This is a genomic window from Curtobacterium sp. GD1 (assembly GCF_020882855.1).
Lineage (GTDB): Bacteria > Actinomycetota > Actinomycetes > Actinomycetales > Microbacteriaceae > Curtobacterium.
The window spans coordinates 1-16,064 of the sequence record NZ_JAFEVQ010000026.1; the positions used below are offsets into that span (position 1 = coordinate 1).

The 16,064-nt window shown below is 71.2% G+C and carries 12 protein-coding genes and 1 tRNA gene; 10 read left to right on the plus strand and 3 right to left on the minus strand.

What is annotated here, in order from left to right:
* The first annotated feature begins 213 nt into the window (after positions 1–213).
* Genes murI through rdgB form a run of 3 tightly spaced genes read left to right on the plus strand, consistent with a single transcriptional unit; the run spans position 214 to position 2,383 of the window.
* Positions 214–1,059, plus strand: coding sequence for a glutamate racemase (murI, locus tag JSX79_RS13960; RefSeq protein ID WP_070419170.1), 846 nt, complete (start codon positions 214–216; stop codon positions 1,057–1,059).
* A complete protein-coding gene (gene rph / locus JSX79_RS13965; protein ID WP_070416667.1) occupies positions 1,056–1,793 on the plus strand; it encodes a ribonuclease PH in 738 nt (245 codons plus the stop codon). Before murI ends, rph begins: the two co-directional genes overlap by 4 nt.
* Complete coding sequence (gene rdgB, locus JSX79_RS13970) at positions 1,790–2,383, plus strand: RdgB/HAM1 family non-canonical purine NTP pyrophosphatase (protein ID WP_070416666.1); 594 nt, start codon at positions 1,790–1,792, stop codon at positions 2,381–2,383. The genes rph and rdgB overlap by 4 nt, the downstream gene beginning before the upstream one ends.
* 477 nt (positions 2,384–2,860) lie before the next feature.
* Here rdgB and JSX79_RS13975 read toward each other — a convergent pair whose 3' ends face one another.
* From JSX79_RS13975 to JSX79_RS13985, 3 genes are all read right to left on the minus strand, one after another.
* On the minus strand, positions 2,861–3,559 hold the full coding sequence (locus tag JSX79_RS13975; protein ID WP_070416665.1) for a DedA family protein: 699 nt from the start codon (positions 3,557–3,559) through the stop codon (positions 2,861–2,863).
* A 115-nt stretch (positions 3,560–3,674) separates the two neighbouring features.
* Positions 3,675–3,758 (minus strand) — tRNA-Leu (locus JSX79_RS13980).
* Between the two features lie 87 nt (positions 3,759–3,845).
* Positions 3,846–5,153, minus strand: a complete 1,308-nt coding sequence (locus JSX79_RS13985) for an MFS transporter (protein ID WP_092384158.1) — start codon at positions 5,151–5,153, stop codon at positions 3,846–3,848.
* A gap of 56 nt (positions 5,154–5,209) precedes the next feature.
* Here JSX79_RS13985 and mnmA point away from each other — a divergent pair, with 56 nt between their 5' ends.
* The 7 genes from mnmA (at position 5,210) to gatB (ending at position 16,051) form a co-directional block, all read left to right on the plus strand.
* Positions 5,210–6,316, plus strand: a complete 1,107-nt coding sequence (gene mnmA, locus JSX79_RS13990) for a tRNA 2-thiouridine(34) synthase MnmA (RefSeq protein ID WP_229086726.1) — start codon at positions 5,210–5,212, stop codon at positions 6,314–6,316.
* Positions 6,317–6,384: 68 nt separating this feature from the next.
* Positions 6,385–8,724 (plus strand): NAD-dependent DNA ligase LigA, encoded by a 2,340-nt coding sequence (gene ligA, locus JSX79_RS13995; RefSeq protein ID WP_229086727.1) that lies wholly within the window; start codon positions 6,385–6,387, stop codon positions 8,722–8,724.
* A gap of 329 nt (positions 8,725–9,053) precedes the next feature.
* A complete protein-coding gene (locus JSX79_RS14000) occupies positions 9,054–10,298 on the plus strand; it encodes an alpha/beta hydrolase (protein WP_229086728.1) in 1,245 nt (414 codons plus the stop codon).
* A gap of 85 nt (positions 10,299–10,383) precedes the next feature.
* The gene (locus JSX79_RS14005) at positions 10,384–12,657 is read left to right on the plus strand and encodes a transglycosylase domain-containing protein (protein WP_229086729.1); all 2,274 of its coding nucleotides are present in this window, start codon (positions 10,384–10,386) and stop codon (positions 12,655–12,657) included.
* A 48-nt stretch (positions 12,658–12,705) separates the two neighbouring features.
* The gene (gene gatC, locus JSX79_RS14010; RefSeq protein WP_229086730.1) at positions 12,706–13,005 is read left to right on the plus strand and encodes an Asp-tRNA(Asn)/Glu-tRNA(Gln) amidotransferase subunit GatC; all 300 of its coding nucleotides are present in this window, start codon (positions 12,706–12,708) and stop codon (positions 13,003–13,005) included.
* The gene (gene gatA, locus JSX79_RS14015) at positions 13,002–14,546 is read left to right on the plus strand and encodes an Asp-tRNA(Asn)/Glu-tRNA(Gln) amidotransferase subunit GatA (protein WP_070416659.1); all 1,545 of its coding nucleotides are present in this window, start codon (positions 13,002–13,004) and stop codon (positions 14,544–14,546) included. Before gatC ends, gatA begins: the two co-directional genes overlap by 4 nt.
* A complete protein-coding gene (gene gatB / locus JSX79_RS14020; protein ID WP_071295008.1) occupies positions 14,546–16,051 on the plus strand; it encodes an Asp-tRNA(Asn)/Glu-tRNA(Gln) amidotransferase subunit GatB in 1,506 nt (501 codons plus the stop codon). The genes gatA and gatB overlap by 1 nt, the downstream gene beginning before the upstream one ends.
* Positions 16,052–16,064 lie beyond the last annotated feature (13 nt).

Genomic DNA, 16,064 nt, shown 5'->3' on the forward strand with positions numbered 1-16,064 from the left:
GTCGCCCACCCCGCGAGCGGGCGGTGCGTGTTCCGCCCGCTCGCGGGGTGGGCGACCGCCTGGAGGCGCGGGGCGGCCTGGCGGGGGCGGGGCGCGCCTCCTGGACGGCCGGCTTCCGCGAGCGGGCGGTATGTGCCGCGTCGGCGCGGTGAGCGGTGCGTGTTCCGCCCGCTCGCGGGGCGGGCGGGCTCGCACGCTCGGTACGCTGGTGTCGTGACGGATGCACCGATCGGAGTCTTCGACAGCGGGGTCGGCGGACTCACGGTGGCCCGCGCCATCATCGACCAGCTGCCGCGCGAGAGCATCCGGTACGTGGGCGACACCGTGCACTCGCCGTACGGCCCGAAGCCCATCGCGGACGTCCGTCGCTACGCGCTCGAGGTGATGGACGACCTCGTCGAACAGGGTGTGAAGGCCCTCGTGATCGCGTGCAACACCGCTTCGTCCGCGGTGCTCCGCGACGCCCGCGAACGGTACGAGCAGGCGTACGGCATCCCCGTCGTCGAGGTCATCCAGCCCGCTGCACGCGCCGCCGTCAAGCAGACCCGCACCGGACGCATCGGCGTGATCGGCACGGTCGGCACCATCGCGTCGCGCTCCTACGAAGACGCCTTCGCGGTCGCGTCGGACATCAGTCTGAGCCTCGCGGCATGCCCGCGCTTCGTCGAGTTCGTCGAGGCGGGGGACACCTCCTCCCCAGCGCTCCGCGAGGTCGCTGCGGGCTACCTCGCACCGATCCGCGCAGCCGACGTCGACACGCTCGTCCTCGGGTGCACCCACTACCCGCTCATGTCCGCCGCGATCCAGTACGTGATGGGTCCGGACGTGACGCTCGTCTCCAGCGCCGAGGAGACCGCCAACGACGTGTACCGACGACTCGTCGAGCACGGGCTCGAACGCACTGCCACCGAGCCGCCGACCTACTCGTTCGAGGCGACCGGCGACGACAAGAACGGCTTCATCCGACTCGCCCGACGCTTCCTCGGCCCCGAGGTCTCCAGCGTCGGCCACCTCCAGACCGGGGCCATCACGCTGCCCCGCATCGAAAGGACCCCATGAGCGACACGCTCCGCATCGACGGCCGCACCGCGACCGACCACCGTCCCGTCACGATCGAGCGGGGGTGGAGCACGCAGGCCGAGGGCAGCGCGCTCATCTCGTTCGGCAACACCAGGGTGCTCTGCACCGCGTCCTTCACGAACGGCGTCCCGCGGTGGCTCGCCGGCAAGGGCACCGGCTGGGTCACCGCCGAGTACTCGATGCTGCCCCGATCGACGAACGAGCGCATGCAGCGCGAGTCGATCAAGGGCAAGGTCGGCGGGCGCACGCACGAGATCTCCCGCCTGATCGGCCGATCGCTCCGCGCGGTCGTCGACACGAAGGGTCTCGGCGAGAACACGCTCGTCATCGACTGCGACGTGCTCCAGGCCGACGGCGGCACCCGCACGGCGTCGATCACGGGCGCGTACGTCGCGATGGTGGACGCGATCGAGTGGGGGCGCGACCGCGGGTTCGTGGCGAAGAAGGCGACCCCGCTGCTCGACAGCGTGCAGGCCATCTCCGTCGGGATCGTCAAGGGCGAGCCGATGCTCGACCTCGCGTACACCGAGGACTCCGCCGCCGACACCGACATGAACATCGTCACGACCGGGTCGGGCAAGTTCATCGAGGTGCAGGGGACCGCCGAGCACGCACCCTTCGACCGCGACGAGCTCAACGTGCTGCTGGATCTCGGGCTCGCGGGCAACCAGTCCCTCGCGGCGATCCAGAAGTCCGTGCTGGGGCTCGCGTGACCTCCCGCACGGTGGTCCTGGCGACGCACAACCAGGGCAAGGTCGTCGAGCTGCGCGAGATCCTCGGGTCGGCGCTGGGCGACGGCGTCGAGCTCGTCGGGTACGACGGCCCGGAGCCCGTCGAGGACGGGGACACCTACGCCGCGAACGCCCTCATCAAGGCCCGGGCGGCGGTCGCGCACACGGGGCTCCCGGCGCTCGCCGACGACTCGGGCATCGCCGTGGACGCGTTGGACGGTGCTCCCGGCATCCACTCGGCGCGGTACGCCGGCACGCGGGTCGACGCGGACAACATCGCGCTGCTGCTGCGGAACCTCGACGGGGTCGTCGAGCGCACGGCGGCGTTCGTGTGCGCCGCGGCGTTCGTCACGCCGGACGGCACCGAGCACGTGGTCGAGGCGGTCTGGAACGGCGAGGTCACGACCGAGCCCATCGGCGACGGTGGGCACGGGTACGACCCGGTCTTCCGGCCGGACGACGCCGACCGGACGTCGGCGGAGTTGACGCGCGAGGAGAAGAACGCGTTGTCGCACCGGAGCAAGGCGTTCCGCGGGATCGCGCCGGTGGTGCGGGAGTACTTCGGCGTCTGACGCGCGGGCAGGCGGCTGCGCGTCCGCACAACCAAAGACAACCCGAGCCACGTCGCGACGTGGCTCGGGTCGTCTTCGGTTGTGCGAGGGCCCGGCGCAGCCGCGGGCCCGCGGCGAGCGGGCGGAATGTGCCGCCGGGAGCCGCCGACGGGGACGTCTTTCGCCCGCTCGGCGGAGCGGGCGGCGGCTCGGCGCAGCGGGCGTGCGGCGAGCGGGCGGAATGTGCCGCCAGGAGGCGCCGAGCGGGACGTATTTCGCCCGCTCGGCGGAGCGGGCGGCGGCTCGGCGCGGCGGGTGTGCGGCGAGCGGGCGGAATGTGCCGCGCGGGGGCGCCGAGGGGGACGTATTTCGCCCGCTCGGCGACGCGAGCGGACCGAGCGGAGCGGGCGGCGGCCCGGCCCGGGCCGGCACGGCCCGCGACGGACGGGAGGCGCGGTGCCAGCCGGCACCGCGCCTCCTGTCCGGCAGGACGGACCGTCAGCGCTGCGGCTCGGTCCCCGCCTCGGCCGCGGCCTCGTCGCGCTTCGCCTTGCGCGCGTTCCGGAAGTACGTCAGCGCCATCGGCACGACCGTCACGACGACGGCCGCGAGCAGGATGATGTCGATGTACTCGCGGACGATGTGCGCGACGAACGGGATGTGCCCGATGAAGTACCCGAGGAACGTCACCCCGACGCCCCACACGACGGCGCCGATCGCGTTGTACAGCGAGTACTTCTTGTAGTTCATCCGGCCCACACCGGCGGCGATCGGCAGGAACGTCCGCACGACGGGGACGAACCGGGCGAGGATCACCGCGAGGGGTCCGAACCGGTGGAAGAACGCGTTGGTGCGGTCGACGTTCGCCTTGGAGAACAGCCCGCTCTCCTTGCGCTCGAAGATGGGCGGGCCGGCCTTCTTGCCGATGTAGTAGCCGAGCTCGCCCCCGAGGAACGCGGACGCGGCGATCATGAGCGCGGCGATCCAGACGGGGATGCCGCCGATCTCGCCACCGCGGTCGAACGCGAAGAGGCCGGTGATCACGAGCAGGCTGTCGCCCGGGAAGATGAAGCCGACGAGCAGCCCGGTCTCGGCGAAGATGATGGCGCACACCACGAACACGGCGATGGCCCCGAAGTTGTCGAGGATGTACTGCGGATCCAGCCAGGGGATCAGGGCGAGTGCGACGGAGTGCATGGTTCTTCCGGTCGTGGAGGCGGGGACACGGGGAGGCGTCCCGCAGGACGAGGGTACCGTCCGCCGATGACGGCAACGTCCCTCGGTGGTATGAGATGCGTGAGGACGCAACTTCTGGTGCGGAAGGAGGGACTCGAACCCTCACGCCAGGGGCACAGGAACCTAAATCCTGCGTGTCTACCGATTCCACCACTCCCGCGAGCAGCGGCAGTCTACCGAGCGCCGCCCGCGCGCCGGACGTGATCCGCGCCTCCTGGGCCGCCCCGACCGGCCGTTCGGCGGACGGTCAGCGCAGCTTCCGCGGGAGGTACCGCGGCACGTACCGCAACAGGATGCCCGCGCCGACCAGGCCGAGCACCCCCATCACGCCGCTCGCGACGGCGATCGACGCGACGGCGGTCACACCGGAGATGAGGAGCGGTGCAGCGGCTTGCCCGAAGTCGCCGGTGAACCTCCAGGCACCCAGGAACGGCGCCGGGTGGTCCCGCGGCGCGAGGTCCGCGCCGAGCGTCATGAGGATGCCCGACCCGACCCCGTTCGCGAGCGACATCCCCATCGCGATCGCGACGAACCAGCCCACCCGGGCGTCGAGGTGTCCGGACCACGCGAGCAGGAAGTAGCTGATGCTGAGCCCGACCATGCAGGGGAGTGCGCTCGCCAGGCGGCCCCACCGGTCCATGATCTGCCCGCTCGTGTAGAAGAGCGCGAAGTCGACCGCACCGGCGATGCCGATGACGAGCGCTGCGGTCGAGTCGTCGAGCCCGACGCTGACCGCCCAGAGCGGCAGGATGACCTGGCGGCCGGCGCGGAGCGCGCCGATCAGGCCGGCACCGCTGCCGAGCCGGAGGAGCACGGCCCGGTTCGCGCGGATGGTGCGGAAGAGGCCGTGCGCTTCCTCTTGGACGAACTGCGCACCGGTGTCGGTGGGCGGCTCCGTGGTGGTCGCGTCGGTCTTGTCCCTCGCGTCGTCCGTCGTGGGCCGGGAGGCGCGGCTCGGCCTGCGGAAGCCGCGTGCGCCCGTCGCGGGGTCGCGCAGGACGAGGAGCGTCACGGCCGCCAGGAGGCAGCAGACGATGTGGATCCAGAACGCGCTCTGCGTGGTGCCCGTCAGGTGCACGACACCGGCGGCGATGAACGGTCCGACGAAGTAGCCGAAGCGGAACACGCCACCGAGGCTCGACAGCGCCCGTGCCCGGATGTGGAGGGGGATCGCGGTCGTCATGTACGCGTGCCGGGCGAGCGCGAAGACGGCGGTGGAGACACCGACGAGGAACACCCCGAGCGCGAGGACCCAGGCGTTCGGGGCGGCCGTGCACACCAGGAGCCCGACGACGGAGACGACCGCCGCGCCGATCATCGCGTTGCGCTCCCCGATGCGGGCGACCACCACCCCGGACGGCACGTCCCCGATGAGCTCGCCCACGAGGATGAGCGCCGCGACGAAGCCCGCGAACGCCAGGCTCGCGCCGAGGGAGCTCGCCGCGATCGGGATGATCGGGATGATCGCGCCCTCGCCGATCGCGAAGAGCGCTGCGGGCAGGAACCCGGACAGCAGGACCGACCGGAAGTCGAAGGCAGGGGTCTCGGAGGTCATCGCTCGGACAACGGTACGCCCGCGGTACCGCTTCGTCGGCGGGTTACCCTGGAGCCATGCGAGTTCTGGCGGCGATGAGCGGTGGGGTCGACTCGGCGGTGGCCGCAGCCCGGGCGGTCGACGCCGGGCACGACGTGGTCGGTGTGCACCTGGCGCTGAGCCGCATGCCCGGGACCCTGCGCACCGGCAGCCGAGGCTGCTGCACGATCGAGGACTCGATGGACGCCCAGCGCGCCGCGTCCGCGCTCGGCATCCCGTACTACGTGTGGGACTTCTCGGCCCGGTTCAAGGAGGACGTCGTCGACGACTTCGTGGCCGAGTACCAGGCCGGCCGCACGCCGAACCCCTGCATGCGCTGCAACGAGCGGATCAAGTTCGCGGCGCTGCTCGAGAAGGCGCTCGCCCTCGGGTTCGACGCCGTCTGCACCGGGCACTACGCCTCGATCGTCACCGGTCCGGACGGGGCGCGCGAGCTGCACCGCTCGGCGGCGTGGGCGAAGGACCAGTCGTACGTCCTCGGCGTCCTGACCGCCGAGCAGCTCCAGCACGCGATGTTCCCGCTCGGAGCGACGCCCTCGAAGGACGAGGTCCGGGCCGAGGCGGCAGCGCGGGGCCTCACCGTGGCGCAGAAGCCCGACTCCTACGACATCTGCTTCATCCCGGACGGCGACACCCGGGGCTGGCTGGCGGACCGCGTCGGCACGGCCCCCGGCGACGTCGTCGAGCGGGACGGCACGGTCGTCGGTGCGCACGACGGGGCGACCGGGTACACGGTCGGACAGCGGCGCGGGCTGCACCTCGGTCGACCGGCACCGGACGGCAAGCCGCGGTTCGTGCTCGAGATCCGCCCGAAGGAGAACACCGTCGTGGTCGGCCCGAAGGAGGCGCTCGACGTGACCTCGATGTCCGGGTCGCGCTTCACCTGGGCCGGCACCGCGCCGGCCGACCCGTCCACGCCGTTCGCCTGCGACGTGCAGATCCGGGCGCACGCCGACCCGGTGCCCGCGACCGCACGGGTGACCGACGGCCAGCTGGTCATCGACGTCGACGAGCCGCTCTCGGGCGTCGCGCCGGGGCAGACCGCGGTCGTGTACGTCGGCACCCGGGTGCTCGGGCAGTGCACGATCGACGCGACGGTGTCGGCGGTGCCCGCCTCCGTCTGACCGCGCGGCGCTCCCGGGTTGCCCGTCGGCTGCGCGTCCGGTCGGTGGTTGCCGGTAGAACTGAGGGCATGAGCGACACGACGCCCGCGGACTCGACGTTCGAGACGATCGACCCCGCCGCACTCGACGCGGCGCAGGCGCAGCGTGAGGTCGACCGGCTCCGGTCCAGCATCAACGAGCTCCGGCACGCGTACTACGACGAGAACGGGTCGACGGTCGCGGACGGCGAGTACGACGGTCTCGTCCACCGCCTCGACGCGATCGAGCAGCGCTTCCCGGAACTCCTCACCGAGGACAGCCCGACCCAGACCGTGGGCGGCCAGGCGCAGACCGTGCAGTTCGCGCCGGTCGAGCACGCCGAGCGGATGCTCAGCCTCGACAACGTCTTCAGCCCGGACGAACTCGTCGACTGGGCGGTCAAGGTGCAGCGGGACGCCGGTGCCGAGCGCGTCCGGTTCCTCACCGAGCTGAAGATCGACGGGCTCGCGATCAACCTCCGGTACGAGAACGGTCGGCTCGTGTCGGCCGCGACGCGCGGTGACGGCGTCGTCGGCGAGGACGTCACCGGCAACGTCCGCACGATGGGCACGATCCCGGACCGCCTGTCCGGTTCCGGGCACCCGCCCCTCGTCGAGGTCCGTGGCGAGATCTTCTTCCCGGTCGAGCAGTTCGACGAACTGAACGCCAAGCAGCGCGACGCGGGGGAGCGGGTCTTCGCGAACCCGCGCAACGCGGCAGCCGGATCCCTCCGCCAGAAGGAGGAGGGCAAGTCCGAGGCGAAGCGCGAGCTCATGGTGGACCGGCTCCGTCGGCTGCGCATGCTCGTGCACGGCATCGGCGCGTGGCCCGTCCGCGAACTCGAACGCGACACCGACGTCCGCGCGCAGTCCGAGGTGTACGAGCTCCTGCAGACGTGGGGCCTGCCGACGAGTTCGCACTACCGGGTCTTCGACTCCATCGACGAGGTGCTGACCTTCGTCAAGGACTACGGCGAGCGACGGGCGTCGGTCGAGCACCAGATCGACGGCATCGTGATCAAGGTCGACGACCTCGCCCTGCACGAGGAACTCGGGTCGACGTCGCGCGCCCCGCGGTGGGCGATCGCGTACAAGTACCCGCCGGAAGAGGTCCACACGACGCTCCTCGACGTGGTCGTCAGCGTCGGTCGGACCGGTCGCGCCACGCCCTTCGCGGTGATGGCCCCGGCCGAGGTCGCCGGGTCGGTCGTGCGGCAGGCGACCCTGCACAACCAGCAGGTCGTCAAGGCGAAGGGCGTCCTCATCGGGGACACCGTGGTGCTCCGGAAGGCGGGCGACGTCATCCCCGAAGTGCTCGGTCCGGTCGTCGAACTCCGCGACGGCAGCGAGCGCGAGTTCGTCATGCCGACGAACTGCCCCGAGTGCGGCACGCCCCTCGCCCCCGCGAAGGAAGGCGACATCGACCTCCGCTGCCCGAACGCGAAGAGCTGCCCGGCGCAGGTGCGCGGCCGGGTCGAGCACATCGCCTCCCGTGGCTCGCTCGACATCGAGGGGCTGGGCGAGGTCGCTGCGGCGGCCCTGACGCAGCCGCTCCACCCCGAGCAGCCCCCGCTCGAGACCGAGGCCGGCCTGTTCGACCTGACGATGGAGGACATCGTCCCGATCGAGGTCATCGTCCGTGACGCCGAGACCGGCATGGAGAAGACCACCGACGACGGTGCGCCGAAGCGGGTGACGCCGTTCAGCCGGGCGCGCAAGAAGACCGACCCGCCGTTCGACCCCGACGCACGGGGAGCGGACTACACGGGCGAACCGAGCCGGTACCCGTCGAAGAACGCGTTCGAGATGCTGGCGAACATCGACGCCGCCAAGACGAAGCCGCTCTGGCGGATCATGGTCGGCCTGAGCATCCGGCACGTCGGGCCGGTGGCAGCCCGCGCGCTCGCGAACCACTTCGGGTCTCTCGACGCCATCCGGGCCGCCTCGCGCGAGGAACTCGCCGCGGTGGACGGTGTCGGCGGGATCATCGCCGACGCCCTGCTCGACTGGTTCGAGGTCGACTGGCACCGCGACATCATCGACCGCTGGACGGCGGCGGGCGTGCAGTTCACCACGCCCGGGCACCCCGGACCGGGCGCCGCGGACGTAGAAGGCGGCGTGCTCAGCGGGCTGACCGTCGTGGCGACCGGCTCCCTCGAGGGGTACAGCCGCGAGGGTGCGCAGGAGGCGATCATCGCCGCGGGCGGCAAGGCGGCCTCGAGCGTGAGCAAGAAGACGGACTTCGTCGCGGCCGGTCCCGGTGCCGGTTCGAAGCTCACCAAGGCCGAACAGCTCGGGGTCCGGATCATCGACGCCGAGCAGTTCCGCCTGCTGGTGACCGAGGGACCGGCGGCGCTCGGCGACGCGGCCGGGGACGAAATCGAGGACTGAGTCTGACTCAGGAGCACGTCCGGCGTCGGTCGGTGCGGTACGGCGCGCCTGTGTGTCCACCCAGTTCGGGGGACAAGTTGCAACGCGCACGTCCTCGGGAAGGCTATTCTCCTTACACTCGATAGAGCATCACCCGTCGTCTGCAGGGAGTCGACGGGACGGCCTTCCCGGGGGAGACCCGATTGCTGCTCATCGCCGCGGCTCTGCTCACCGCCTCGATGCACTCGCTCGGAGTGGTCGAGGCCCCAGTCGCGCCCGCCACCCCCTCCGTGGCCGTCGTGCACGCGATCGCGCGGGTCCCTGAGGGTGCCTCAGTACCCCGACCGGTCATGACCGGGGTACACCTGACCGCGTCGGTGTCCGTGTCCGGGCCGTCGGCGGCGGGTGGGGTCACCGTCGAGCACGGGCGGGCGTTCCTCACCGACCTGTCGTCGCTCAGCGGCGCGGACCTCCTCCGTGCCGGGCAGGACCGTCACGTGCTCGCGACCGCCGAGGACGACCCGCCGACCGCCGCCGAGGTCACCGCCTGGTGGTCCGGACTCACGGACGACGAGCGCGACACCCTGACGACCCTCGCGCCGTCCGTCGTCGGGAACCTCGAGGGCGTGCCCTACGCGGTCCGCGACCGTGCGAACCGGGCGGTCCTCGCCACGGGTCTCGCCGACCACTCGGCCGCGGCCGCCGTGACCGCGATGCTCGGCCAGGTCCGCGACGCGCTCGTGCACGAGGTCGGTGCACCGGACCGGTACCTCATCACGCTCGACACGCGAGGGGCCGGGCGCGCGGCCATCGCCGTCGGGGACCTGGACACCGCCGCCGACGTCACGGTCGTCGTCCCCGGCATGTTCTTCACCGTGACCGGCCAGATGGCGGACTTCACGAACACCGCGAACGACCTCTACACCGAGCAGGCGACCGTGGCCGGTCTGGCCGCGCCCGGCTCGGGCAACGGCGTCGCCGTCGTGGCGTGGATGGGCTACCGCACGCCGGACCTGTCGAACATCATGTCGCTCGGCATGGCCAAGACGGGCGGGGAGCGCCTCGCCCGGACGGTCGGCGGGCTCCGGGAGATCCGCGACGGCGAAGAACCGCGGGTGAACATCGTCGCCCACTCGTACGGGTCGACCGCGGCGCTCATGGCACTGGCCTCGGGGGAGATGAGCGCGGACACCCTGACGGTCCTGGGCTCGCCGGGGAGCGACGTGCGCACCTCGGCCGACCTGGCCGTCAGTGCCGGGCAGGTGTTCGTCGGGGACGCGCACAGCGACCCGATCGCCGGCTCCGGGTACTTCGGCACCGATCCCGGTTCGGCGGGGTTCGGCTCGACCGTGCTCGACCTGACCGGCGGCGTCGACGTGCAGGAGGCCGGCGAGGTGTTCCGCCGACCGGTCGGGCACAACGACTACCTCAAGCCGGGGACGGCGTCGCTGCACGACGTGGCGCTCATCGCCGTCGGCCGCGGGGATCTCGTCCGCGAGCAGGTCCGGCGCGGTGAGCGCGGTGGCGACGGGCTGCCGCAGGCGTCGCCGGACATGTACCTCGTCCGACCGCAGGACCTCCAGCCCCGCGACTGATCCTGGGTGGGAACCTGAGCGGCGGTGCAGCGTGGACTCGTTCCACGGCAGAACCAGTCCAGATCGTGACCGTACGGTGCCCTGCATGCGTGTGGTGCGATGGCCTGGTGCTCTCCTGACGTTCGTCGCGATGTCGGCGCTGGCCGGCATGCTCGTCGCCGTGGCGGTCACGCCGGGGGTCGCCGTCGCGGGCGAGAGCACGTCCGGGGCGGTGTCCTTCTTCGAGGACCTGCCGAGCTACCTCGACATCCAGACGCCGCAGCAGGTCTCCTCCGTCTACGCGGAGAAGGGCGGACAGCAGGTCAAGATCGCCTCGTTCTACGCCGAGAACCGCACGACCGTGGCGTCCGGGGCGATGGCGAAGACGCTCAAGCAGGCGGCGATCGACACCGAGGACCCCCGCTTCTACGACGAGGGCGGCATCGACGTCGTCGGCACGCTCCGCGGTGCGGCGGCGACGGTCGTCGGCGGTGACGTGCAGGGCGGGTCGAGCATCACCCAGCAGTACGTGAAGAACGTCCTCGTGCAGCAGTGCGAGGAGCTCACGGGCAAGGACGCCGCGGACACCGCGAAGAAGGTCGCCGCGTGCTACGAGGACGCCGCCGGGGTGACCCCGCAGCGCAAGCTCCAAGAGATGCGGTACGCGATCGCCGTGAACAAGAAGTACTCGAAGGACCAGATCCTCACCGGGTACCTGAACCTCGTCGGGCTCGGCGGCCGCGTGTACGGCGCCGAGGCCGGTGCCGAGTACTACTTCGGCGTGCACGCGAAGGACCTCTCGCTCGTCCAGTCGGCCACCCTCGTCGCGATCCTCAACAACCCGTCGAACCTGCGCATCGACCAGCCGTCGAACGCCGACAACGGCGCGAAGAACGGCTACGCCGCCACCAAGGAACGCCGCGACTACGTGCTGCAGCGCATGTACGTCCACCACGACATCACGAAGGCGCAGCTCGAGCAGGCGAAGGCGACACCGGTCACGCCGAAGATCACCGCCACGGCGAACGGCTGCTCCTCGGCCGCGACCGGGTACGACGCCGGCTACTTCTGCGACTACGTGCGCGACCAGGTGCTGCAGGACCCGGCGTTCGGCAAGACGGCCGCCGAGCGCATCGCGACGCTCGACACCAAGGGCCTCGAGATCCACACCTCGCTCGACCTCGACCTGCAGTCCCGGGCGCAGACCGCGCTGTCGACCTACGTCCCGTCGACGATGGCCGGCGTCGACGTCGGCGGCTCGAACGTCACCGTGGAGCCGGGAACCGGCCGGATCCTCTCGATGGTGCAGAACACGCAGTACACGCAGGGCGACACCTCGACGGCCGGGTCGACCGCGGTGAACTACAGCGCCGACAGCGGGTACGGCAACTCGGGCGGGTTCCAGACGGGCTCGACGTACAAGGTGTTCACGCTCGCCGAGTGGCTCGCCGCCGGGCACACGCTCTCGCAGTCGGTGTCGACGACCGAGCACACGTTCCAGAACTCGGAGTTCACGAACACCTGCCAGAACGTCAGCGGCGGGACCTGGCCGGTGTCGAACGCCGAGAACGTGCCGTCGTCGATGACCGTGCAGGCCGCGACCTCGGAGTCGATCAACACCGCCTACGCCGCGATGGGCAAGCAGCTCGACCTGTGCAAGATCGCGCAGCTCGCCCAGTCGATGGGCATCCACCCGGCGGCCGGCGGCGCGCTCGGACAGACCCCGTCGTCGATCCTCGGCGTGAACAACCTGTCCCCGATCGACCTCGCCGAGGCCTACGCGGGCTTCGCGAACGGCGGCGTCGTCTGCACGCCGACCGCCATCGACTCCGTCACCGAGTCGGACGGCACGAAGATCACCCCGACGCCGTCGTCCTGCACGCAGGGTGTCGCTGCCGACGTGGCCGGGACGGTCGACTACGCGTTGCAGGGCGTCCTCACCGGGTCCGGCACCGCCGCGAGCGCCAACCCCGGCGACAGCACCCCGAAGTTCGCGAAGACCGGCACCACCGACGGTGACGTGCAGAACTGGCTCGTCGCGTCGAGCACGAAGTACACGAACGCGACCTGGATCGGCAACGTCCAGGGCAACGTGAGCCTGGCGAACTGGCCGTTCCTGCAGGGGACCACCGGGTACAGCGCGAAGTTCGGCGTCGGCAAGTCGATGATGTCGTACCTCGACCAGACCGTCGGCGGTGGCACGCTGCCGGCTGCGGACCCGGCGATGATCGGTCAGGCCAGTCACACGTCGTCGAACGGATCGTCGGGCGCGTCCCAGGGCGACGCGGCGGCGACGCAGCAGCAGGGTCAGCAGACGGGACAGCAGCAGCCGGCGCAGCAGTCTCCACAGAAGCCGCAGGGGAAGCAGAAGGGCCACTGAGGCACCAATAGACTGGTGCGCAATCCACGAACCGATCGACGGAGCACCATGCCTGACATCACGAGCGAGCAGGTCGCCCACCTGGCGAACCTCGCACGTATCGCACTCACGCCCGAAGAGATCGAGAAGCTCACGGGGGAGCTGTCGCACATCGTCGACAGCGTCGCCAAGGTCACCGAGGTCGCCACCCCGGACGTCCCGGCGACCAGCCACCCCGTGCCGCTCGGCAACGTCACCCGAGCCGACGTGGTCGGTCCGACCCTCACGCAGGAGCAAGCGCTCTCGGGCGCACCCGACTCCGACGGCGAACGGTTCCGCGTGACGGCCATCCTGGGAGAAGAGCAGTGACCGACATCACGAAGCTGAGCGCCGCGGCGCTCGCCGACGCCCTCGTGGCGCGCGACGTCTCGAGCGTCGAGGCCACCCAGGCGCACCTCGACCGCATCCAGGCGGTGGACGGCGACGTCCACGCCTTCCTCCACGTCAACCAGAACGCGATCGCCGCGGCGAAGTCGATCGACTCCCGCCGTGCCGCCGGTGACGACCTCGGTCCGCTCGCCGGCGTGCCGATCGCGATCAAGGACGTCCTGTGCACGCAGGACATGCCCACGACGTCCGGCTCGAAGATCCTCGAAGGCTGGGTGCCGCCGTACGACGCCACCCCGGTCGCGAAGCTCCGTGCCGCCGGCCTCGTGCCGCTCGGCAAGACGAACATGGACGAGTTCGCGATGGGCTCGACGACCGAGTTCTCGGCGTACGGCCCGACGCACAACCCGTGGGACCTCGACCGGATCCCCGGTGGCTCCGGTGGTGGTTCGGCCGCCGCGGTCGCCGCGCACGAGGCACCGCTCGCCCTCGGCTCGGACACCGGCGGCTCGATCCGTCAGCCGGGCGCCGTCACCGGAACCGTCGGCGTGAAGCCGACCTACGGCGGGGTGAGCCGCTACGGCGCGATCGCCCTGGCCTCCAGCCTCGACCAGGTCGGCCCGGTGTCGCGCACCGTCCTCGACGCCGCGCTGCTGCACGACGTCATCGGCGGGCACGACCCGCGTGACTCCACGAGCATCCCCGACGCCTGGCCGTCGATGGCGGCCGCTGCGCGCGAGGGTCTGCAGGCGGACACGCTGCGCGGCCTGCGCGTCGGCGTGGTGAAGGAGCTCGCCGGTGGCGAGGGCTTCCAGGCGGGCGTCACCCAGCGCTTCCACGAGACGGTCGCCCTGCTCGAGTCGGCCGGTGCGGTCGTCGTCGAGATCGACGCCCCGTCGTTCGCCTACGCGATCAGCGCGTACTACCTGATCCTCCCGGCCGAGGCGTCGTCGAACCTCGCGAAGTTCGACTCCGTGCGCTTCGGGCTCCGCGTGACGCCCGAGAACGGTGCCACCGTCGAGGACGTCATGGCCGCCACGCGCGAGGCCGGTTTCGGTCCCGAGGTGAAGCGCCGCATCATCCTCGGCACCTACGCGCTGAGCGCCGGCTACTACGACGCCTACTACGGGTCGGCGCAGAAGGTCCGCACCCTCGTGCAGCGCGACTTCCAGGCCGCGTTCGAGCAGGTCGACCTGCTGGTCAGCCCGTCGGCCCCGACGACCGCGTTCCCGATCGGTGAGCGCATCGACGACCCGCTGGCGATGTACCTCAACGACCTGACGACGATCCCGGCGAACCTCGCCGGCGTCCCGGGCATGAGCATCCCGAACGGCCTCGCTCCCGAGGACTCGCTCCCCACGGGCGTGCAGCTCATGGCACCGCAGCGCGAGGACGCCCGGCTCTACCGGTACGGCGCCGCCCTCGAACGCCTGCTCGAGCAGCAGTGGGGCCGCCCGCTCATCGACAGCATCCCGGACCTCGACCAGAGTCAGCAGTCCGCTGCGCAGGAAGGTGTGATCTGATGGCGCAGAAGGACGCGCTGATGGACTTCGACGAGGCACTCCGGCTGTACGAGCCGGTCCTCGGGTTCGAGGTCCACGTCGAGCTCGCGACGAAGACCAAGATGTTCTCGGACGCGCCGAACTTCTTCGGTGGCGAGCCGAACACGAACGTGACGCCGGTCGACCTCGGGCTCCCCGGGTCGCTGCCGGTCGTCAACGCGCAGGCCGTGCGGTACTCGATCCAGCTCGGGCTCGCGCTCGGCTGCTCGATCGCCGAGTCCTCGCGGTTCGCCCGGAAGAACTACTACTACCCGGACAACCCGAAGAACTACCAGATCTCGCAGTACGACGAGCCGATCGCGTACGAGGGTGAGGTCGAGGTCGAGCTCGCCGACGGCACCATCTTCACCGTGCCGATCGAGCGCGCCCACATGGAAGAGGACGCCGGCAAGCTGACGCACGTCGGCGGTGCCACGGGCCGCATCCAGGGTGCCGAGTACTCGCTCGTCGACTACAACCGCGCCGGGGTCCCGCTCGTCGAGATCGTCACGAAGCCGATCTTCGGTGCCGAGGAGCGCGCACCCGAACTCGGTGCGGCGTACGTGCAGGTCATCCGTGACCTCGTCCGGGCGCTCGGCGTCTCCGAGGCCCGCATGGAACGCGGCAACCTCCGTTGCGACGCGAACATCTCGCTGCGTCCCCGCGGGCAGGAGAAGCTCGGCACACGTACGGAGACGAAGAACGTCAACTCGTTCCGGGCCGTCGAGCGGGCCATCCGCTACGAGATCCAGCGCCAGGCCGCGATCCTCGCCGCCGGTGGCTCGATCACGCAGGAGACCCGGCACTGGCACGAGGACACCGGTCGCACCTCGGCCGGCCGTCCGAAGTCCGACGCCGACGACTACCGCTACTTCCCGGAGCCCGACCTGCTCCCGGTCGTGCCGGACCCGGCCGTGATCGAGGAGCTCCGCGCCTCCCTGCCCGAGGCCCCGGTGGCACGACGCCGTCGGCTCAAGGGCGACTGGGGGTTCACCGACCTCGAGTTCCAGGACGTCGTGAACGGCGGGCTGCTCGACGAACTCGAGGGGACCGTCGCCGCCGGTGCCGCACCGCAGGCCGCCCGCAAGTGGTGGACGGGTGAGATCAGCCGTGTCGCGAACACGCGGGACGCCGCCCCCGGTGACCTCGTCTCGCCGCAGCACGTCGCCGAGCTCATCGCCCTCGTCGAGTCCGGTGACCTGACCGACCGCCTGGCACGCCAGGTCCTCGAAGGCGTCATCGCCGGCGAAGGGTCGCCGTCGCAGGTCGTCGAGTCGCGTGGGCTCAAGGTCGTGTCGGACGACTCGGCGCTCACCGCCGCGGTCGACCAGGCGCTCGCCGCACAGCCCGACGTCCTCGCCAAGATCAAGGACGGCAAGGTCCAGGCCGCCGGCGCCATCATCGGTGCCGTCATGAAGGCCATGCAGGGCCAGGCGGACGCCGCCCGCGTCCGCGAGCTGGTGCTGGAGCGCGCGCAGCAGTCGTAGTCCGGACCGAACG

What these genes read in the sequence shown, in the direction of transcription:
- rph (WP_070416667.1), top strand. Translation starts at nt 1,056, where the DNA reads ATGAGCGACACGCTCCGCATCGACGGCCGCACCGCGACCGACCACCGT.
- JSX79_RS13975 (WP_070416665.1), bottom strand. Translation starts at nt 3,559, where the DNA reads ATGCACTCCGTCGCACTCGCCCTGATCCCCTGGCTGGATCCGCAGTAC.
- JSX79_RS13985 (WP_092384158.1), bottom strand. Translation starts at nt 5,153, where the DNA reads ATGACCTCCGAGACCCCTGCCTTCGACTTCCGGTCGGTCCTGCTGTCC.
- mnmA (WP_229086726.1), top strand. Translation starts at nt 5,210, where the DNA reads ATGCGAGTTCTGGCGGCGATGAGCGGTGGGGTCGACTCGGCGGTGGCC.
- ligA (WP_229086727.1), top strand. Translation starts at nt 6,385, where the DNA reads ATGAGCGACACGACGCCCGCGGACTCGACGTTCGAGACGATCGACCCC.
- JSX79_RS14000 (WP_229086728.1), top strand. Translation starts at nt 9,054, where the DNA reads ATGACCGGGGTACACCTGACCGCGTCGGTGTCCGTGTCCGGGCCGTCG.
- JSX79_RS14005 (WP_229086729.1), top strand. Translation starts at nt 10,384, where the DNA reads ATGCGTGTGGTGCGATGGCCTGGTGCTCTCCTGACGTTCGTCGCGATG.
- gatC (WP_229086730.1), top strand. Translation starts at nt 12,706, where the DNA reads ATGCCTGACATCACGAGCGAGCAGGTCGCCCACCTGGCGAACCTCGCA.
- gatB (WP_071295008.1), top strand. Translation starts at nt 14,546, where the DNA reads ATGGCGCAGAAGGACGCGCTGATGGACTTCGACGAGGCACTCCGGCTG.